Source organism: Streptomyces sp. S.PB5 (genome assembly GCF_030403745.1).
Classification (GTDB): Bacteria; Actinomycetota; Actinomycetes; order Streptomycetales; family Streptomycetaceae; genus Streptomyces.
The window spans coordinates 193,567-212,940 of sequence record NZ_JAQMWP010000002.1 but is presented as its reverse complement, the minus strand read 5'-3'; the positions used below and the strand labels follow the sequence as shown (position 1 = coordinate 212,940).

Below are 19,374 nucleotides of genomic sequence, written 5' to 3'. Positions count from 1 at the left end.
AGGCTCGCGCGCGACGCGCGGCGCGGACAGTGGCGCGAACGCCATGGTTCAAAAGGATCCCGCCAGGCGGATGAGGGCGGGTTCAAGAGGCTCCCGCCAGGCGGAGGAGGGGCCGGTCTACTCGCCCTTGGTGAAGGTGCGCCGGTACTCGCTCGGTGTCGTCCCGAGGATGCGCTGGAAGTGCAGGCGCAGATTCGCTCCGGTGCCGAGCCCCACGTCGGCGGCGATCTGCTCGACGCCGCGCTCCGACCGTTCGAGCAGCTCGCGGGCCAGGTCGATCCGGGCGCGCATCACCCACTGCATCGGCGTGTACCCGGTCTCCTCGACGAACCGCCGGGAGAACGTCCGCGCCGAGACCCCGGCCTCCCGCGCCAGTATGTCGAGGGTGAGGGGCTCCCCGAGCCGGTGCAGCGCCCACTCGCGGGTGTCGGCGAACCGCTCCCCGAGCGGCTCGGGCACGCTGCGCGGCACGTACTGGGCCTGGCCGCCGCTGCGGTAGGGGGCGGCGACCAGCCGCCGGGCCGCGTGGTTGGACGCGGCCACCCCGAGGTCGCCGCGCAGGATGTGCAGGCACAGGTCGATGCCGGAGGCGGCACCGGCCGAGGTGAGCACGCTGCCCTCGTCGACGAACAGCACGTTCTCGTCGGCCTGGACGAGCGGGTGCCTGGCCGTGAGGGCGCGCGTGTAGTGCCAGTGCGTCGTGGCCCGCCTGCCGTCGAGCAGCCCCGTGGCGGCGAGCGCGAAGGCCCCCGTCGAGATGGCGGCGAGCCGCGCTCCCCGGTCGTGGGCGGCGATCAGCGCGTCGACGACGGCCTGCGGCGGGTCCTCCCGGTCGGGAAACCGATAACCGGGCACGAAGACGATGTCGGCCCACGCCAGCGCGTCGAGACCGTGCTCGACGTAGTAGGCGAGACCGTCGCCGCCCGCCACCAGCCCGGGTGTCGCTCCGCACACCCGTACCTCGTACGGCATGCTCGCGCGGGTCGTGAACACCTGCGCGGGGATGCCGACGTCGAGCGGCTTCGCACCCTCCAGCACGAGGACGGCGACACGATGCAGGCGGGGGGCTGGCACAGGGAAGAGGTTACGCGGGCGCCGCGGAGCGCGAGGGCGGCCGGCGCGCCGCTGCCGTGCCGGTCCCCGCGAGCCGGGGCCTTCACCGCCGCCGGTTCACGAGCTCACCACGGCGGCGTCGACCACGCACTGGAGACCCGCACCGACCGCGGAGCCCCGGAGCAGCGTGCTTGAGCCTGCCGACGTGGTCCGGCAGGGGCGGGCGCACCTTCGCGCCCGCCCCCTCCGTGCGACCGGTGGGTCAGGCCGCGACGGGATCCGGCCGGGAGGCCGGAGTCGCCAGCCGACCGGTGCGGTGCAGCCCGTACAGCGCGGCCGCGCACGCGAGGCCGAGCACGGTCAGCGAGATCCACGGCAGCGCCGGCAGGCCCGCCTCGCGGGCGGCGTCGAGCGCGGCGCCGGTGAGCAGGTTGCCGAGGGTGATGCCGATCCCGCAGATGGTGTTGTAGAGGCCGTAGTGCGTGGCCACGAGCCGGTCACCGCTGAGGCGGACGATGGTGTCCATCTCGAAGGGGTACGCGATCATCGTGCCGATCGCCAGCAGCAGCGCGGCGAGCGCCGGCGGCACCGCGGCCAGCAGCCACAACCCGAGGCCGGACCCCGGTACGGGCACCGCGGTGGACGCCAGCAGCGGTACGAACGCGACGCCCATCACGGCGAGTCCGCGCGTCAGCGCCTGCCCCGGTTCGTAGCGGGCCCGGCACCAGGCGGTCACCCTGGTCTGCCCGAGGATCGTGGCGAGGCCGGAGACCGCGAAGAGCATCGCCACCGCCGCCGTGCCGAACTCCCCCTCGCCGCCGAGTCGCCGCACCTCCAGCGGCAGCGCGAGATAGACCTGGAAGGACAGCACATAGGAGCCGATCATGGCGCCGGAGAAGAGCAGGAACGGCCGGTTGGCGAGGATGCCGCGCCACTGGGCCAGTACGCCCTCCCCGCGCCCGCCGTCCGCACCCCGGGAGCCCTCGGCCCGACGCGCGGGCAGCGCCCGGAGTTGCACGACGCTCAGCACCGCGAAGATCCCGGCGGCGACCAGGCAGGTGATCCGGAAGTCCACGCCGGTCAGCACCATCCCGGCCAGCGGACCCAGCAGGATCCCGGCCTGGTAGAAGACGTTGAACAGGGCGAACGCCTCGACCCTGCGCTCCCCCGCGTCCGCGGCGAGATAGGCCCGGACCGCCGGGTTGAACAGCGCCCCGGCGAGCCCGGTGGCCGCGGAGGCGGCGATCAGCGCGGCCAGTGAGTCGACCAGGCCGAGCGTCGCGAAGCCGACGGTGCGCAGCACGCAGCCCGCCACGATCATCGGCTTGTACCCGAAGCGGTCGGCCAGGGTCCCGCCGACGAGGAACATGCCCTGCTGGCTGAAGTTGCGTACGCCCAGGACGAGTCCGACGACCCAGCCGGCCAGGCCGAGGGTGCCCGAGAGATGAGCGGCCAGATAGGGCATCAGCATGTAGAAGCCGAGGTTGATGGTGAACTGATTGACCATCAACAGCTGGACGCTGCGTTCGTAGGTGCGTACCTGCGCGAGGGTGCCCTTCACCGGCCCTCCACCGCGCCTTCCTCGGGCGTGAGCGGGTCGGCCACGGTGGTGCACCGGGTCCAGCGGGTGACCTCCTTCTCGTCCGCGCGGCCGATCACCTCGGGTTCGGGGGCGGGCGGTGAGCCGAGCAGCCCGTGGGCGGCGCAGTAGTCGTCGTCGAACACGGTGCCGAGGTAGCGCTGCGGACCGTCGGGGAAGATCGCCGCGATCCGGGTCTGCGCGGGCAGCGTGCGGGCCAGCCATCCGGCGACCAGGGCGACCGCCCCCACGCTCCACCCGCCGGTCGCGTAGTGCGAGGTGGCCAGTTGGCGGCAGGTCCACACCGCCTCGGCCGGGGCCACCCAGTGGACCTCGGAGAAGGCGTCGTAGGCGACGTTGCGGGGGTAGATGCTGGAGCCGAGGCCGCGCATCAGCCGCGGCCGGGCGGGCTGTCCGAAGATCGTGGAACCGATGGTGTCGACCCCGGCCACCTTCATCTCGGGGTAGAGCTGCTTCAGTACGCGGGAGACTCCCGCGGAGTGTCCGCCGGTGCCCACGCTGCACACCAGGACGTCGATGTGGCCGAGTTCGGCGGCCAGTTCCAGGGCGAGCGGGGTGTAGGCGCTGGTGTTGTCCGGGTTGTTGTACTGGTCCGGGCACCATGAGCCGGGGTGCCGGCCCAGCAGCGACCGGACCCGCTCGCGGCGGGCCTGCTGCCAGCCGCCGGTGGGGTGCGGCCGTTCGACGGCGTCGACTTCGGCCCCGTACGCGGTCAGCAGCCGGGTCATGGACGTCTCCAGGCCGGGGTCGGTGACCAGGGTGACGGGGTGGCCGTAGACCAGTCCGGCCAGGGCGAGGCCCAGACCGAGGGTGCCGCTGGTGGACTCGATGATCCGGGCGCCGGGACGCAACTCGCCGCGGGCGCGGGCCCGTTCCACCATGTGCAGACCGGGCCGGTCCTTGATCCCGCCGGGGTTGAAGCCCTCCAGCTTCGCCCAGAAGCCGCGGTCCGCGGGGGTCAGCGGCTCCGACACCCGCAGCAGCGGTGTGCCGCCCACGAGCGCCGACAGGGCGGACCGTTCGGGTGTGACGGCGGTGTTCGTCAGTGACTGCATCTCGTTCGCTCTCGCTCGATGAAGTACGCATGCGTGCTCATCTCGCGCCACGGCCGTACGCCGGACGGTGCGGGCCGTCCGTGCGCGGTGCCGCGGCGCGGCAGCCGACGCGAAGTGGTCGGCTGCGGGCGGGAGTTCTAGATCCGCCACCGCGAGGTGCGAGCGAGCGCGGTCCTGCCCGTACGTCTGCCGCGGCGGCGATACGGCGTCCGGCCCGCGACCGGCCCCGGCCGGGCCACGGAGAGGCCGACGAGCGCGGCCGCCGCCGTCTCGGCGACGGGATTCTGCGCCGCTTGAGCCGTCGCCAGGACGGCCGCGTCGAGGGCGCACTCCTCATCGCCGTGATGGCGATGCGGCCCGTGGGGCACCGCGTCGCCCGCCACCCACGCCGGGTACGGCGTGACGGTGACTCCGGAGTCCGGCCGCTCCGCTCCGTCGGACGAGCCGTGGACGAGTGCGCACAGCCCGATCACCGCCAGAAGGGCGGCTCGCAGCAGCACGAGGAGCGCATGCGGTCGGCGGAGCGGGGCGGCCGGAGCCCGCAGGGCATGCGTGGGTGTACGGGAGTGTGGTGGCACAGGTCCTCCATGCGCTCTCGCCGCCCATCGGTCACCGCGGAAGCAGGCATGACCGAAGGGGGTGGCGTGTCGTCGCGTACTGGATGGCGAACCGTTCCTTCGCCCGCGCAGACGTGCGGGGCGGGAACAGCCGGAAGGCGGGGGCTCCGGCTTCTAGACCTGCTGGACCACCGAGAGTCTCAGGGCGGTGGGCGACGCGACGGCGAGCACCGGCGCGCCCGGGGCCCACCGGCCCGAGCCCCGTCCCGGCGTGGCGGATTCGCCAACGGACACTGCAAAGCACGGGGGTGTCAGTACCGGTCCCTGCTGCGGCTGGCCCGATACGCAGTGCTCGTTCGGATGCGAAGAGCCATGACCCGCGCGGGGCTCACCTATCACGGCGGGCCGGGACGCGGCCTGCCCGTCGGCGAGGTGCACGGCCTCCGCGGCCGCGGCGGTGGCAGCGGTCGCGGGCCCGGACACGCCGCTCACCAGGTGTCCTTCGGCGCTCTCGGCGTGGACGCCATGCGTGAACACGATGCCGAACAGCAGCGCGACCACGGCCGACACCCGCAGCAACGGACCCGCGGATACGCGGGCCCGCGGCATACACGGGAGTGACCGAGTCGTAATCACGCCGTGATACTAGCGTCCCATGGACCTCGAACCGTCAACTCCCGCACCACAGTGCGATAACGCGCCATGACATGACCGGTTTGCTTCGGCGAGGACTTGCGCGCCGCCTCCGCTCGCACCGAGGAGAGCCCCCAACCCCCGGAGCCGCCGGAGGCGCTCAGCGGCCCTTCGGGACTCGGCCCCGGCGGACGGCGAATCCGCCCAGCAGCGCGGCCTTCAGCAGGACGATCACCACGAGGCCCCCGACGGCCCAGCCCGTCCACCGCCAGTGGGACACGAGGACGCTGCCGAGGCCCAGGTGCGCGGCGAGGGCGATCACGACGACGGCCACGACACCCGCGGCCTTGAGGTGCCCGCGGCGGCGATCCCCGGCCGCGCCCGGGACCTGAGGGACGGCGGCGGCTGCTTCGCCGGAGCTCGCGGTCGCGGTCGGGGTCGGGGTCGGGGGCACTGTCGCCGTCGCCGTCGCGGGAGAATCCGCGGGAGAAGCCGCGGACCGCCAGCTCACCCGCAGCCCGTCACGTCGGCCGAACCTCTCCAGGTGCCCGCCGGCCAGCTCCTGCAAGCGGCTCAGGTCGCCCTCCGCGGCGGCCTCGACGCGGAGCACCAGCGCTCCCGGGGCGGCCCGCAGTTCGATCCGCCCCCAGGGCAGGACGACCCGGCCTTCGGTGTCGGACCACTCGACCTGCGCCTGCTCCGCCACGGCCCGCATCTCGCGCAGCGCCTGCGTGTCGCCACCGGAATGACCGTGGAGTCCCCGGCCGAGGTGGCGGCCCTTGTTGGAGAAGTGCTTGCAGAGCTGGACGAGATAGCGAGCGGGCCGCTCGGTCCCGACGCGGGCTTCGACGGTGGGCATGGGGCCAGATTTATCGATACACAGTGTCTCTGTCAATACAGAGTGCCTCTACCAATCCAAAGTGTCACTGCAGCGCCGGACCGTATGCTGTCAGGGTGCCCAAGCTCTGGAACGAGACGATCGACGCGCACCGCGCCGCCGTACGGGACGCCGTCCTGGAAGCCACCGCGGCACTGGTCGCCGAACAGGGGCTGACGTCGGTGACGATGTCGCGGATCGCCAAGGACTGCGGGATCGGCCGCGCGACGCTGTACAAGTACTTCCCGGACGTCGACTCGATCCTCCTGGCCTGGCACGAGCGGCAGATCGGCCATCACCTCGACCACCTGGCCGAGGTCCGGGACCGCACCGAAGGCGCCGGGGAGCGGCTGGAGGCGGTGCTGCGCGCGTTCGCGCACGTCTCGCAGGCGTCGCGCCGACACCACGAAAGCGATCTCGCGGCGTTCCTGCACCGCGACCGGCAGGTCACCCAGGCCCAGCTGAAGCTGCGCACCATGGTGGAGGAGCTGCTCGCCGACGCCGCGCGCGCCGGTGCCGTACGCGACGACATCGCACCCGGCGAGCTCGCGAGCTACTGCCTGCACGCCCTCACCGCGGCCGGTGACCTGCCCTCCGAGGCCGCCGTGCACCGGCTCGTGGCGGTCACCCTCACCGGGCTGCGCCCCAGCGCCGTCGACGCGCCGGAGGCCCCCCGGCACACCGACGGCACCGCGCATCCGCCGTACCGGCACGGGCACCGTCCCGCCCATGGCCCGCACTCACCGCGGGCATAGGCGATCAGGCGCCCCTGTGCGGGGCGGGCGTCGTCAGTGGCTGTGGCCGTCGTCGGCGTGCCCGCTCTCCGCGGTCTCCGCGGTCTCCGGGTTCTCGGCGGGGGCCGTGGTCCGCTCGGGCTCCTCGGGCGCGGCCGTCTGGCCGTCCGTGCCGTGGTCGTGGCCGGAATCGGCCTCGCCCGGTGTCTCCGCGCCGGTCTCCTCTCCCGTGTCCTCGGTGGTCTCCTCGCCGTGGCTGTGTCCGCCGCCGCCCGACTCGGCGGCCATCCCGTCGGCGATGCCGCGCAGACCGACGAAGGCGAGGGCCGCGGTGATCAGCACCAGTACGCCCGCCGGTCCGGCGATGCTGCGCCAGCGGGCGGGTTCGTGCCGCAGTACGTAGGCGACGAACGACAGGGCCAGCCCGAAGGGGATGAGCATCGCGGCGCGTTCGGGGAAGTCCTCGAAGTGCTGGAGTCCGCCGCTGAGCATGCCGATGCCGAAGGACAGGGCGAGCGAGGCGGTCACTATGCCCAGCACCTTGACGGCTCCGGGGCGCCGCTTGGTGAGGACGAACTCGTTGAGGACCGTGGCGAAGAGAAAGACCGCCGCGCCGACGACGGCGATGAGCGTGTAGCGGGCGGGGTCCAGCGGATGGTGCACGATGGCGCCGCTGATGAGCCCGGCGCCGACGAACGTGGCGGCGTACCCGATGTAGTTGCCGAGCAGAGGTGTGCGTTTCGCGGCACGGCGGCGCCCCCGTCGCCGTGCCGCGCGCCCCTCCGGGGAGGGACTCGGCGCCGTGCGGGGCCCGGCGGAGTCCCGCACGGGGACGGCGGCGTGGTCGACGAAGTGCTGCTGGGGCAGGACGTGGCGTTGCTGGGGCGGGACATGGTGCTGGGGCGGCACGTGGTGCTGGGGCAGGACGTGGTGCTGGGACAAGGAGGACGCCTTTCAGCGCGGGCCGGTCCGTGAGTCCATGGCTCGGCCCGTCGGAACGCGGACGGTGAAGGGAGGGCGCACCGGGCCCGTGAAGGCTCGGCCCGCGGTGGCCCGACGCGTCGGCATGGGCGCGCCGGACAGCCCTCGGCCTAGATCCGCAGCACCGACAACCGAGCCGGCGCCAGGCCGCCGCCCGGCTCCCGGGCCCCCTCGGCGGTGAGCACCCCGGGCCCCGTCGTACCGCTCAGGACCGCCGTGCACGGCGGTCGGGCGAGCTCCGAGGCGACCGGAATCAGCGCGAAGCAGTCGGACGCGGCCGCCCCCTCGGCATACGCACGGTGCTCCGGCTCGTCCCGCTCCCCCTCCACAAGGGCGACCGCGGTGGCGTGCGCGGCACCCGTCCGCTCCTCGTCGGCGAGCTGGGCCTCATGGGAGTGGGCGGGAGCGGAGACACCGCCGTGCGCTCCGGCGTGGCTCAGGGTGTGCAGCACCCCGACGCCGAGCAGCAGCAGAGCCAGCAGCACAAGACGTACGGCGATGCCGCCCGCCCTCGTCCCACCGCTCCCCACAGCCCCGACCCGCCCTCGCCGCCTCGCCCGACGCCCGTGCGGGCGCGGGTGCTTGTCCTTGGTCGCCACAGCCTACCCACGGCGCCTCAAGGCGCATCGCCGGGTCCGTCATAAACCCTACGGGGGTATATTGGCGGCCAGCTGGACCCTCATGGGACGGGCTCGGCGAAGGCAGTCGGCCAAGGTGACGGAGGCGGTGACGATGGCCACGGTCCGCGTCGGTGCCGCCCGCTGGGCCTGCGGTGTCGTCGTCGCCCTGTTCGCCGCGCTGGCCGTGCTGGTGCACCACGAGACGGCGATGATCACGCCCCCGGCACAGCACACGGCACCGCACACGGCGCGGTCCGCGCACTCCGTCCACTCGGGACACGCCACGCCCGGTACGGCAACCACGCCGGCCGCCGCCGCGCAGGGTTCCACCGCCCGCCCCGCGCACCCGCACGGCATCGCCGACGGCACCTGCGCCGACCCCGGCATGCAGCACTGCACCACCGCGAGCGTCGACACCGTGAAGCTCGTCCCGCCGCCGCAGAACCTTCTCGCACAGGCGGCCAACCCGCACCGGGCCGGGCCCGTACGGTCCCCCGCCGGGACGGTCGGCCGCGCGCCACCCGATCTGTCGGTCCTCTCCCGACTGCGCATCTAGGCCGCGCCCACGGCACCCGTGTGCCGTCTCCGCCGCAGCCCACACGCAGTTCGATCCATTCGATCCATTCGATCAAGAGGACTCACATCGTGAACAGCATCAACCGCCGCTCCCTCCTGCTCGCCGGACTCGGCGCCGCAGGCGCCGGCACGCTCGCCGCCTGCACCGGCTCCTCCTCCGCACCGACCCTGGTCAGCCCCTCCGGTGCCCCGGTCGCCGCCGCCGAGAAGAAGCGCACCGGCACCGGCAGGCAGCACAAGGTCACGCTCACCGCCGCGCCCGCCACCGTCGACCTGGGCGGCGGCATCAAGGCCAGGACGTGGGCCTACGACGGGCGCACCCCCGGCAAGGAGATCCGGCTGTCCGCCGGGGACACCCTCGCCGCGGAACTCGCCAACCAGCTGCCGGACCGGACCAGCACCTCGGTCCACTGGCACGGCATCGCCCTGCGCAACGACATGGACGGCGTACCCCCGGCCACCCAGACCGCCGTGCGCGCCGGGAGCACCTTCACCTACCGGTTCATCGCCGACGCCCCGGGCACGTACTTCTTCCACCCGCACGTCGGTGTCCAGCTCGACCGCGCCCTGTACGCCCCGCTGATCGTCGAGGACCCGCGCGAGCCGCTGGCCTACGACGACGAGTGGGTGATCGTCCTCGACGACTGGGTCGACGGCGTCACCGGCACCCCGGACGAGGTCTTCGCCGAAATCCGGCAGGGCATGGGCGGCATGGACATGGGCGGCGACTCCGGCTCCGGCTCCGGCATGGAGGGCCACGACATGCACGGCATGGGAGACATGAGCGAAGGTGCGTCCCCCGCCGACTCCCCCGCCGCATCCCCCACCACCTCGGCCTCGCCGGGCGGCATGGCCTCGACGTTCATGCTCATGGGTGCCGAGAGCGACCTCCTCGGGGGCGACGCCGGGGACGTCAAGTACCCGTACCACCTGGTCAACGGGCGCGTGCCGACCGACCCGGCGGTCCACACCGGCAGGCCCGGCCGACGCGTCCGCCTGCGGATCATCAACGCCGGCGGCGACACCGCCTACCGTGTCGCGCTCGGCGGTCACCGGCTGACCGTCACGCACACCGACGGCTTCCCCGTCGTGCACCGGCAGACCGACGCCCTCCTGATCGGCATGGGCGAGCGCTACGACGTGCTGGTCACCCTCGGCGACGGCGTCTTCCCGCTGGTCGCGCTCGCCGAGGGCAAGGACGCGAGCGGCATGGCCCTGGTCCGTACGAGCTCGGGCCGCGCACCGTCGGCGGGCGTACGTCCGAAGGAACTCGACGGCACGGTCCTGACCGCCTCCCGGCTGCGCGCCGCCGACGACGTACGGCTGAGGTCCGCCAGGACCGATGTCGTGCACGAGGTCCGGCTCACCGGCGGGATGATGCGCTACGACTGGGCCGTCAACGGCAAGCGGTTCGACATGACCGACCCCGGCGCCGATCCCCTGCTCGTCGAGGAGGGCCAGCGGGTCCGGCTGGACTTCGTCAACGACACCACCATGTGGCACCCCATGCACCTGCACGGGCACACCTACCAGCTCGGCGGCTCCGGCCCGCGCAAGGACACCGCGATCGTGCTGCCCAAGAAGAGGCTGTCGGTGTTCTTCGACGCCGACAACCCAGGCCAGTGGATGCTGCACTGCCACAACGCCTACCACGCCGAGGCCGGGATGATGGCGCTCGTCGCCTACCGGGCCTGAGGCTCCGCGCCCGGGCCGGGGGCACCGCTCGCGGCCCGGGCCGTAGTGCCCGAGGAACATGTCCCAGATCTGGTTGCCATACCCCCAGGGGGTATATGGTTCATGACTGTGGGGCCCGGGAACCCGGGCCACTCCTGATGACATTGGGGGAAGAGATCATGGACCACACCGCTCACCACGCCGGCGCGGCACACGAGCACGGCACCCACGACACCCACAGTGGCCACGGCGGTCATGAGGGTCACCACGGCGGGCCCGCCGGAGCATCGTGGGCCATGGCCGCGAAGGCGACGCTGCACTGCCTCACCGGGTGCGCCATCGGCGAGATCCTCGGCATGGTCATCGGCACGGCCCTGATGTGGGGCAATGTGCAGACCATGATCCTGGCGATCGGGCTCGCGTTCGTGTTCGGCTACTCGTTCACGCTCTTCGCGGTACGCCGGGCCGGACTGGACCTCAAGTCCGCCATCAAGGTCGCGCTCGCCGCGGACACCGTCTCCATCGCCGTGATGGAACTGGTGGACAACGCCATCATCGCCCTCACCCCCGGCGCGATGGACGCCCATCTCTCCGAAGGCCTGTTCTGGTACGCCCTGCTCGGGGGCTTCGCCGTCGCCTTCGTGATCACCACCCCGGTCAACAAGTGGATGATCGGCCGCGGCAAGGGCCACGCGGTGGTCCACGCCTACCACTGATCACTACTGACCCCTGTTGATCACCGGTGCTCGGGGTTGGCCGCGTCGAGACGGCAACCCGCGTCCCACTCGGACCGCTGGTTGCCGTGGGCCGGGACGCCGCCCGCGCGCTTGAGGAGGGCCGCGAGATGCATCAGGTTCCAGGTCATGAAGGCGGTGTTGCGGTTGGTGAAGTCGTTCTCCGGGCCGCCCGATCCCGCGTCGAGGTACGACGGTCCCGGACCGGCCGGGCCGATCCAGCCGGCGTCGGCCTGCGGCGGGATCGTGTAGCCGAGGTGTTGGAGGCTGTAGAGGACGTTCATCGCGCAGTGCTTCACCCCGTCCTCGTTGCCGGTGATCAGACAGCCGCCGACCCTCCCGTAATAGGCGTACTGGCCCTGGGAGTTGAGCAGGGAGGAGCAGGCGTAGAGCCGCTCGATCACCTTCTTGGTGACGGAGCTGTTGTCGCCGAGCCAGATCGGTCCGGCGAGCACCAGGATGTCGGCGGCCATCACCTGCTCGTACAGCGCGGGCCACTCGTCGGCCGCGAAGCCGTGCTCGGTCATGTCCGGGTACACGCCGGGGGCGATGTCATGGTCCACGGCCCGGATCTCGGAGGTGGTGACCCCGCGGTCCATCATGATCGCCGCACTCTTGTCGATCAGCCCCTGGGTGTGGCTGAGCTGCGGGGACGGTTTTAGCGTGCAGTTGATGAACAGGGCGGTCAGATCGTCGAAGCGGTAGGAGTCATGGGCGGAAGAGGAAGGGGAGGGGGAAGGCGACGTGGCCATGGCGGTCTCCCTGGTCGAAGAGGACGGGCGCGTACGGCAGCGTCTCGCGTGCGGCCCGGTCTGTCCTCCTCCGACGCGCTCCCGACCCCTTACGGAGTGATGACGTGCCCGCCCTGTCACGGGGCCGGGCGCGGTCGCCGACCTAGCGTGGCCGTATGCGAGTACTGGTCACCGGCGGTGCCGGTTTCATCGGGTCCCATGTCGTCGAGGCGCTCACGTCCCACGGGCACGAACCCGTCGTGTACGACGTCCGCCGGGATCCGTCCGCCGATGTGCGCGACCCCGCCGCCGTCGCCCGCGCCCTGTCCGGCGTGGACGCGGTCTGCCATCAGGCGGCGATGGTCGGGCTCGGCAACGGCGTCGCCGACGCGGCGGAGTACGCCTCCCACAACGACGTCGGCACCGCCGTCCTGCTCGCCGCCATGGCCGAGGCCGGCGTAGGCCGTCTCGTGCTGGCCGGGTCGATGGTGGTGTACGGGGAGGGGCGGTACGAGTGCCCGCGCCACGGGGTGGTGCGGCCGGGGCCGCGGGCCGTCGCCGATCTGGACGCGGGCCGGTTCGAGCCCCGGTGCCCGGTGTGCGAGGCGGAGCTCTCCCCGGGCCTGGTCGGCGAGGACGCTCCCGTCGACCCGCGCAATGTGTACGCCACCACCAAGCTCGCGCAGGAGCATCTCGCGGCGGCCTGGGCCCGGGTGACGGGAGGTCAGGCCGTGTCGCTGCGCTACCACAACGTGTACGGACCCCGGATGCCCCGCGACACCCCGTACGCCGGGGTCGCCTCCTTCTTCAGGTCCGCCCTGGCGCGTGGTGAGGCGCCGCGCGTCTTCGAGGACGGGCGCCAGCGGCGGGACTTCGTCCATGTGCGGGACGTGGCCGCCGCGAACGTGGCCGCGCTGGAGGCCGGGGCACCGAGCGGTGCGCTGACGGCCTACAACACCGGCAGCGGTGAGCCGCACACCGTGGGCGAGATGGCCCACGCCCTCGCCGCCGCGCACGGCGGGCCCGCCCCCGTCGTCACCGGTGAGTACCGGCTGGGCGACGTCCGCCACATCACCGCGGACTCGTCCCGCCTGCGCACCGAACTCGACTGGAAACCACAGGTCGGCTTCGAGGAGGGCATGACGGAGTTCGCACGGGCCGGGATGCGGGACGCATAGAGGGCCGGTGGTGCTGTCCGCTGCAGCGAAGCCCGCGCGGGCCGGACGCGGGCGGGGCAAGACCGCCGGCGCTACCCGCCGCAGCGAAGCCCGCGCGAGCCGGACCCAGACGGCACAGACGCGGCCGGGACGCCGGCAGGAGAGGACCGCTGGCGCTGCCCGCCGCCCGCCGCCCGCCGCCCGCCGCAGCGAAGCCCGCGCGGGCCGGACCCAGGCAGCGAAAGACCGGCAGTGCCACACGCTGCAGCGAAAGTCACGGCGAGCCAGGACACCGGCGGCGCCGGACCGGCCGTGCCACCCACTGCCCCGAAGCCCGCGCGAGCCGGACCCAAGCGGCGCAGGACCGGCCGTGCCGCCCACCGCCGCGAAGGTCACTCAAGCGGGACGCGGGCGGGGCAAGACCGCCGGCACCGCCCGCTGCCGCGGAGCCCGCGCGGGCCGGACGCGGGCAGCGCAAGACAGGCAGGCCGCCCGCCGTCGCGAAAGTCGCGCGAGCGGGACGCGGGCGGCGTAAGACCGGTGGTACTGCCCGTGTTCATGAAGCGGCCGCGGGCAGTACCACCTCGAAGCGGCAGCCGCCCGGGATGTTGTGTACGGTGGCGCGTCCGTCGTGGGCCTCGACGATGCCCCGCACGATGGCCAGGCCCAGGCCCGCCCCCGCCGGCGGGGTCCGGGCGTCCGTGCCGCGCCAGCCGGTGTCGAAGACCCGTGGCAGATCCGCCTCGGGGATGCCGCCGCAGCCGTCCGTCACCGACACCACCACGCCCTCCGGCGAACGCTCGGCGGCGATGGCCACCGTGCCGTCGGCGGGAGTGCGGCGGATGGCGTTGATCAGGAGGTTGCCCAGGACCCGGCTCATCTCCTTGCCGTCGACCTCCACCGGGACCGCGGCCACGTGGTCGCCGACCAGGCGCACGCCGTGTTCACGGGCGAGGGGGTCCGCTCCCGCCAGGGCGTCGCCGATCAGGTCGTACAGCGATATACGGGTCAGCGACAGCGGTAGAGCGCCCGCGTGGATGCGGGAGAGTTCGAAGAGGTCGCCGACCATCCCGTTCAGGCGCTCGACCTCGGTGCGGATCTGCTTCAGATAGCGGTCGGGGTCGGTGGCGACGCCGTCCTCCAGCGCCTCGGACATGGCGCGCAGTCCGGCGAGCGGGGTGCGCAGGTCGTGCGAGATCCAGGCGACCAGTTCCCGGCGGGAGGTCTCCAACGCGCGTTCCCGGTTTCGGGATTCGGCCAGTCTGGCGCTGGTGGCCGCCAACTCGCGGCTGAGTGCCTCCAGTTCGGCGGTGGCCGGGCCGTGCGGGGCGGAGAAGTCGCCGCCGTCGCCGAACGAGCGGGCGGCGACGGCCAGTTCACGGCTGCGGGCGACGACCCAGCGGCCCAGTATCAGTGCGGTGGCCAGGGAGACCACGGCGGCCATCGCGACGACGGTCGTCACGACGCTCAGGTCGTGTCCGGACAGGAACATCGCCTGCGCCACCGCGAGCGTCCCGGCGAGCATCGCGGTGACGGCGACGGCGGCCACCACGGTCAGCGAGACGGTGAGCGAGCGGCGGCGCAGCAGCCACAGGGCTCCGGCCCCGAGCAGACCGGCCGCGGCGGCGCCGAGGAAGGCGAACAGGGCGATGAGGAGGGTGTCACGCATGCTCACTCACTCCCCCCTGCGGTTCGAAGCGGTAGCCCACGCCCCACACCGTCTGGATGAGGCGCGGCCGGGCCGGGTCGGCCTCGACCTTCCCGCGCAGCCGGCGGACGTGGACGGTGACCGTGGACAGGTCGCCGAAGTCCCAGCCCCACACCTGGTGCATCAGGTCCTCTCTCGAGTACGCCCGTCCCGGGTTCCGCAGGAAGAAGGCGAGCAGGTCGAACTCCCGCAGGGTCAGGGCGAGTTCGGTGCCGTTCTTGGTGGCGCGGCGGGCGGCGGGGTCGACGGTCATACCGGCCGCGCTCAGCAGCCGGGTGCCGGTGTCGGGGCGGGTGCGGCGCAGTACGGACTCCACGCGCAGGACGAGTTCGCGTGGGCTGAACGGCTTGGTGACGTAGTCGTCGGCACCGACCTCCAGACCGAGGATCCGGTCGTCCTCGTCGCCGCGCGCGGTGAGCATGATCACCGGCACGGGCCCGTGGGCGCGCATCCGGCGGCACACCTCCAGGCCGTCCATGCCGGGCAGCATCAGGTCGAGGACCACCAGGTCCGGCCGGTGCGCGGCGGCCCGGGTGAGCGCGGTCGGCCCGTCGTCGGCCCGGTCCACGGTGTATCCGGCCCGGTCCAGATATCCGGCGACGACCTCGGCGACGGTGGGGTCGTCGTCGACGACCAGGACCCGTCCGGCCTGCCCGGTGACCTCGTAGGACTGTTGCATGCGTCCAGCGTCGCACCGCGCCGCCCCCGATGGCCCCCGGACGTGTCGACGTCCCTGTTTCGTAAGGAGCCGGAGTCCGATATGTCCGGCTCTCGTTCGTAGGGTGAAAGCCGTGACCATCGACACGAACACCGTGGATGTCGTGCTCCCCTGTCTCGACGAGGCCGAGGCCCTGCCCTGGGTCCTGGCCCGCGTTCCCGCGGGCTGGCGCGCCCTCGTCGTCGACAACGGCTCCACCGACGGCTCCCCGGACCTCGCCCGCGCCCTCGGCGCGACCGTCGTGCACGAGCCCCGCCGGGGCTTCGGCGCCGCCTGCCACGCCGGCCTCACCGCGGCCACCGCCGACATCGTCTGCTTCTGCGACTGCGACGCTTCCCTCGACCCGGGTCTGCTGGAGCCGTTCGTCCAGGAGATCCGCGCCGGCGCCGCCGACCTCGTCCTCGGCCGCCGCCGCCCGCACGGCCGGGGCAGCTGGCCCGCGCACGCCCGCGCCGGGAACCTCGCGCTCGCCCGGCTGCTGCGCCGCCGCACCGGCCTGCGCCTGCACGACCTCGGCCCCCTGCGCGCCGCCCGCCGCGAGCCGCTGCTCGCCCTCGGCCTCACCGACCGGCGCAGCGGCTATCCGCTCCAGATGGTGGTGCGCGCCGCCGACGCGGGCTGGCGGATCACCGAGCACGACGTCCCCTATCTCCCCCGCACCGGCGCCTCCAAGGTGACGGGCACCTGGCGCGGCACCTGGCAGGCGGTACGGGACATGAGCCGGGTCCTGAACGAAGGGGCGGCCCGGCGCGAGGAAGCGACGGCCCGGCGCGACGCGGAGAGGGCCGGGCGCGACGAAGGGACGGCACGCCACGACGAAGCGACGCCCGGGTGCGACACAGAGACCGCCCAGCGCGACGCAGCGACCGTCCGGTACGACGAAGGGACGGCACGGTGACCACTCTCCTCGTCATCGCCAAGGAGCCCCTGCCCGGCCGGGTCAAGACCCGGCTCACCCCGCCGTTCACCCCGCGGGAGGCCGCGGCCCTGGCGGAGGCCGCGCTCACGGACACCCTGCGGGCGGTCGCGGCCGCCCCCGCCTCCCGCCGCGTCCTCGTTCTGGAAGGCGCTCCCGGCCCCTGGCTGCCGCCGGGCTTCGACGTCGTACGCCAGTGCGCGGGCGGTCTCGACGAACGGCTCGCGGCGGCCTTCGCGGGCGTCGCAGGGCCGGCCCTGCTGATCGGCATGGACACCCCGCAGGTGACACCGGAGCTGCTCACCGTGGACTTCGCCGGCTGCGACGCGTACTTCGGCCCGGCCGAGGACGGCGGTTTCTGGGCCCTCGGACTGGCCGCACCCGATCCCGCCCTGCTGCGGGGCGTGCCCATGTCGACGCCGGTGACGGGGGCGGTGCAGCGGGAGCGGCTGGTCTCGGCGGGGCTCAGGGTGCGGGACCTGCCGCGGCTGCGGGACGTGGACACGGCGGCGGACGCGGAGGCGGTGGCGGCCCTGGTCCCCACGGGAGACTTCGCGGCGCGGCTGGCCCGGTGCGCGAGGAAGGCGGGGAGCGGGCCGGACGCCTCGGGGGCGCGGGGCCGTACCGAGACCGCGGCCGCCGCCGTGCGGACACGACCGGCCCCCGCCCGGCCGCGGCCGGAGAGCACGCCCCGATGACCACCTCCGCCTGGGCCACGGCCGACCCCTACGCGAAAGCCCTCCGCGCCGGACGCGGTCCGCTGTTCCTGCGCCGCACCGACGGCTGGCTGCTCCCCCTGGAGGTGGAACGCTGGTGCGCCCGCCCCGACCCGGTCGACCTCGACGTACTGGCCCGCTGCGAGGGCGCCGTACTGGACGTCGGCTGCGGCCCGGGGCGACTGGTCGCGGAACTCGCCGCCCACGGCAGGACCGTGCTCGGCATCGACGTCAGCGAGACCGCCGTCGAGCACACCGTCCGCCTCGGCGGCCAGGCGCTGCGGCGCTCGGTCTTCGAGCCGCTGCCCGGCGAGGGCCGCTGGGACACGGCCCTGCTGATGGACGGCAACGTCGGGATCGGCGGCGATCCGCGTGCCCTGCTGGACCGGATGGTCCAACTCCTCGCCCCCGGCGGCCTGTTGATCGCCGAGACCGCGCCGATGGACGTCGACGAGCGCACCGAGGTGCAGGTCGTCGACATCACCCTCGCGGCCGGGGGCACCTTCCCCTGGGCCCGGCTCGGCACCCCCGCCCTCCTCAGGTACGCGGACCGGGCCCGCTGGAGTGCCGTACGTCAGTGGACGGCCGGCGGCCGCCGCTTCGTCGCCCTGCGCAGCCGGACGGCCAACAGCAGCGCCGAGACGCCGAAGAGCACGGCGGTGATCAGCAGCCAGCGGGCGAGGAAGCCGTCCGGGGAGAGTGCGGTGGCCGAGCGGTAGCGCCGGTCGGTCATCCCGCTGATCAGCGGGAACCACACCAGCAGGAGGAGGCCGGAGAGGGCGGCGGGGACCCGGACGTACAGCGCCCACTCCCGTCTGCCGCCCGCGCCGAGCCCTCGTACGACCGCGTGGTCCGCGATCGCGTACAGGGGCAGCAGCACGAGGTCGTGCAGCAGCGCGGCCCCCACGAACCACAGGGCGACGCCGAACCAGTCGTCGGCGAGGAGACGTACGCCCGCGTAGCCGGCGAGCGCGAACGAGGCGGCGAGCAGCAGGAGTTGGAAGGGGCTGCCGACGGGGAGGCGGGGAAGCATCACAGGTCTCCGAACGTCATCCGGGCCACCCACTTGGTGTTCAGCACACCGGGTGCGGCGGGCACGATCACGCGGGCCGGGTGGCCGTGGTCGGGGGACAGTTCCTCGCCGTTGACGAACAGGGCGAGCAGGGAGCGCGGGTCGGCGACCTGGTTGGCGCGCAGGGCGGCCCGGCGGAAGGCGCCGTGGCGCTGGAGGGACTCCACGAACACGTCCGGCGGGTCGCCGTCGTCGTAGCCGACGAGCGCGGCGAGGTCGCGCAGCCGCACGCCGCGCCACCACTGGTCGGAGGTCGACCAGCCCTCGACGCAGGCGATGGGCAACGCCGAGCTGTGCAGCGGGAGTCGGAGCAGGTCGGCGCGGCTGAGCCGGACCGTGCCGGTGCGTCCCACGACCGTCAGCCGCCACGCCTCCGCGCTCGTCTCGGCCGCGTCGATCCCGGCGTACACGGCCGTCTTGTTGATCTGGAAGCCGTTCGGGCCGCCGCCGGGCTCGGCCCAGCCGTGCGGGGCGAGGAGTGCGGTGCGCCGCAGCGGCCCGTCGAAGCTCTGGCCGGCCGTCGTGGCGAACAGCAGCAGCGAGCCGCCTCCGACGAACCACAGGGCGCCGCGCCGGGAGACGGTGGGCGGGTCCGGCCGGGGTGACGTCAAGTCGCTCGGCTCTTCACGGAGTTGACGGATGTTGCGCAGGGCGGCCGGGGTCTTCAGGACCGCGTGCGCGACGAACGCGGCGAAGAACACCCACGCCCCGTAGAAGTGCAGCGGGTAGAAGGAGCCGGGAAAGACGTAATTCAGCTGGACGTTGAACACCCCGGTCACGAACTCGAACAGTCCGCCGCCGACCAGCAGGAGCAGCGAGATCCGCTCCAGGGCGTGCGCGAGCGAGCGGGCCGGCGGCAGGGTGAACAGCCGCGGCACGACCGACCAGAGCTTGGCCAGCAGCACCGGGATCAGGGTGATGCCCAGCGTCACATGGACGCCCTGGTTGAGCCGGTAGAGCCAGTGCGGGTCCGTGGGCCAGGAGAAGAGATAGAAGCCGAGGATCCCTTTCTCCGGGGTCTTGTCGTTCACCGGTGACAGGCCCGGGTTGTAGGCGGCGTACGAGGCCAGGCCGGTCAGGAACAGCACGGTGATCCCGGCGAGCAGGACGAGTCCGAGCACCGAGGTGAAGCGGGGGCCGCGCAGCGGGCTGCGCCAGAAGCCGGGTGAGAAGGGCGACCGTGTCATGGCTCGACCGTAGGTCCGCGGCACCCCGTGGAAGGGTCCGCGACCCATGACGAAACGCTGACGTCCGGCCCCGGT

The 19,374-nt window shown here is 73.3% G+C and carries 20 protein-coding genes; 8 read left to right on the top strand and 12 right to left on the bottom strand.

The genetic code is table 11. The features are described from left to right. Positions 1-117: 117 nt before the first annotated feature. From PH203_RS05820 to PH203_RS05795, 6 genes are all read right to left on the bottom strand, one after another. A complete protein-coding gene (locus PH203_RS05820; protein ID WP_289917133.1) occupies positions 118-1,074 on the bottom strand; it encodes a helix-turn-helix domain-containing protein in 957 nt (318 codons plus the stop codon). A gap of 241 nt (positions 1,075-1,315) precedes the next feature. Further along, positions 1,316-2,614 carry an MFS transporter gene (locus tag PH203_RS05815; protein WP_289917131.1) on the bottom strand — a complete coding sequence of 433 codons (1,299 nt, stop codon included), beginning with the start codon at positions 2,612-2,614 and terminating at the stop codon, positions 1,316-1,318. Then, positions 2,611-3,708: a PLP-dependent cysteine synthase family protein gene (locus tag PH203_RS05810; RefSeq protein WP_289917130.1), complete on the bottom strand. Its 1,098-nt coding sequence runs from the start codon at positions 3,706-3,708 to the stop codon at positions 2,611-2,613. Before PH203_RS05810 ends, PH203_RS05815 begins: the two co-directional genes overlap by 4 nt. Positions 3,709-3,845: 137 nt before the next feature. Continuing rightward, positions 3,846-4,286 (bottom strand): hypothetical protein, encoded by a 441-nt coding sequence (locus tag PH203_RS05805; protein ID WP_289917128.1) that lies wholly within the window; start codon positions 4,284-4,286, stop codon positions 3,846-3,848. Positions 4,287-4,439: 153 nt separating this feature from the next. Then, positions 4,440-4,826, bottom strand: a complete 387-nt coding sequence (locus tag PH203_RS05800; protein WP_289917126.1) for a hypothetical protein — start codon at positions 4,824-4,826, stop codon at positions 4,440-4,442. Between the two features lie 232 nt (positions 4,827-5,058). Beyond that, the gene (locus tag PH203_RS05795; RefSeq protein ID WP_289917124.1) at positions 5,059-5,757 is read right to left on the bottom strand and encodes a DUF2218 domain-containing protein; all 699 of its coding nucleotides are present in this window, start codon (positions 5,755-5,757) and stop codon (positions 5,059-5,061) included. A gap of 95 nt (positions 5,758-5,852) precedes the next feature. On the opposite strand from PH203_RS05795, the gene PH203_RS05790 reads away from it, so the two are divergent. Further along, positions 5,853-6,530 carry a TetR/AcrR family transcriptional regulator gene (locus PH203_RS05790; protein WP_289917122.1) on the top strand — a complete coding sequence of 226 codons (678 nt, stop codon included), beginning with the start codon at positions 5,853-5,855 and terminating at the stop codon, positions 6,528-6,530. Positions 6,531-6,563: 33 nt separating this feature from the next. Here the strand turns inward: PH203_RS05790 and PH203_RS05785 are convergent, their stop codons facing one another. Beyond that, complete coding sequence (locus tag PH203_RS05785; RefSeq protein ID WP_289917119.1) at positions 6,564-7,451, bottom strand: hypothetical protein; 888 nt, start codon at positions 7,449-7,451, stop codon at positions 6,564-6,566. Positions 7,452-7,600: 149 nt separating this feature from the next. Then, the gene (locus tag PH203_RS05780) at positions 7,601-8,020 is read right to left on the bottom strand and encodes a hypothetical protein (RefSeq protein ID WP_289917117.1); all 420 of its coding nucleotides are present in this window, start codon (positions 8,018-8,020) and stop codon (positions 7,601-7,603) included. A gap of 202 nt (positions 8,021-8,222) precedes the next feature. Between PH203_RS05780 and PH203_RS05775 the strand changes: the two genes are divergently transcribed. The 3 genes from PH203_RS05775 to PH203_RS05765 all read left to right on the top strand — a co-directional run bounded on the left by PH203_RS05775 (position 8,223) and on the right by PH203_RS05765 (position 11,076). After that, entirely contained in the window at positions 8,223-8,666 is a 444-nt protein-coding gene (locus tag PH203_RS05775; RefSeq protein WP_289918239.1) for a DUF6153 family protein, read from the top strand. Between the two features lie 89 nt (positions 8,667-8,755). Continuing rightward, entirely contained in the window at positions 8,756-10,381 is a 1,626-nt protein-coding gene (locus tag PH203_RS05770) for a multicopper oxidase family protein (protein WP_289917114.1), read from the top strand. A 158-nt stretch (positions 10,382-10,539) separates the two neighbouring features. After that, the gene (locus PH203_RS05765) at positions 10,540-11,076 is read left to right on the top strand and encodes a DUF4396 domain-containing protein (protein WP_289917112.1); all 537 of its coding nucleotides are present in this window, start codon (positions 10,540-10,542) and stop codon (positions 11,074-11,076) included. A 20-nt stretch (positions 11,077-11,096) separates the two neighbouring features. On the opposite strand, the gene PH203_RS05760 is transcribed toward PH203_RS05765, so the two are convergent. Next, positions 11,097-11,846, bottom strand: a complete 750-nt coding sequence (locus PH203_RS05760) for a flavodoxin family protein (RefSeq protein WP_289917110.1) — start codon at positions 11,844-11,846, stop codon at positions 11,097-11,099. 155 nt (positions 11,847-12,001) lie between these two features. On the opposite strand from PH203_RS05760, the gene PH203_RS05755 reads away from it, so the two are divergent. Next, positions 12,002-13,003, top strand: coding sequence for an NAD-dependent epimerase/dehydratase family protein (locus tag PH203_RS05755; RefSeq protein ID WP_289917109.1), 1,002 nt, complete (start codon positions 12,002-12,004; stop codon positions 13,001-13,003). Between the two features lie 535 nt (positions 13,004-13,538). Here the strand turns inward: PH203_RS05755 and PH203_RS05750 are convergent. Both PH203_RS05750 and PH203_RS05745 read right to left on the bottom strand, forming a co-directional pair. Beyond that, complete coding sequence (locus PH203_RS05750) at positions 13,539-14,651, bottom strand: HAMP domain-containing sensor histidine kinase (protein ID WP_289917106.1); 1,113 nt, start codon at positions 14,649-14,651, stop codon at positions 13,539-13,541. After that, positions 14,644-15,369 carry a response regulator transcription factor gene (locus PH203_RS05745; protein WP_289917104.1) on the bottom strand — a complete coding sequence of 242 codons (726 nt, stop codon included), beginning with the start codon at positions 15,367-15,369 and terminating at the stop codon, positions 14,644-14,646. The genes PH203_RS05750 and PH203_RS05745 overlap by 8 nt, the downstream gene beginning before the upstream one ends. A gap of 112 nt (positions 15,370-15,481) precedes the next feature. Between PH203_RS05745 and PH203_RS05740 the strand changes: the two genes are divergently transcribed. The 3 genes from PH203_RS05740 to PH203_RS05730 are packed head-to-tail and all read left to right on the top strand — an operon-like array spanning position 15,482 to position 17,759. Further along, complete coding sequence (locus tag PH203_RS05740) at positions 15,482-16,306, top strand: glycosyltransferase family 2 protein (RefSeq protein WP_289917102.1); 825 nt, start codon at positions 15,482-15,484, stop codon at positions 16,304-16,306. After that, positions 16,303-17,022 carry a DUF2064 domain-containing protein gene (locus PH203_RS05735; protein WP_289917100.1) on the top strand — a complete coding sequence of 240 codons (720 nt, stop codon included), beginning with the start codon at positions 16,303-16,305 and terminating at the stop codon, positions 17,020-17,022. Before PH203_RS05740 ends, PH203_RS05735 begins: the two co-directional genes overlap by 4 nt. After that, positions 17,019-17,759: a class I SAM-dependent methyltransferase gene (locus PH203_RS05730; protein WP_289917097.1), complete on the top strand. Its 741-nt coding sequence runs from the start codon at positions 17,019-17,021 to the stop codon at positions 17,757-17,759. The genes PH203_RS05735 and PH203_RS05730 overlap by 4 nt, the downstream gene beginning before the upstream one ends. 313 nt (positions 17,760-18,072) lie before the next feature. Here the strand turns inward: PH203_RS05730 and PH203_RS05725 are convergent, their stop codons facing one another. Then, positions 18,073-19,299: a molybdopterin-dependent oxidoreductase gene (locus PH203_RS05725; RefSeq protein WP_289917094.1), complete on the bottom strand. Its 1,227-nt coding sequence runs from the start codon at positions 19,297-19,299 to the stop codon at positions 18,073-18,075. Positions 19,300-19,374: the final 75 nt, after the last annotated feature.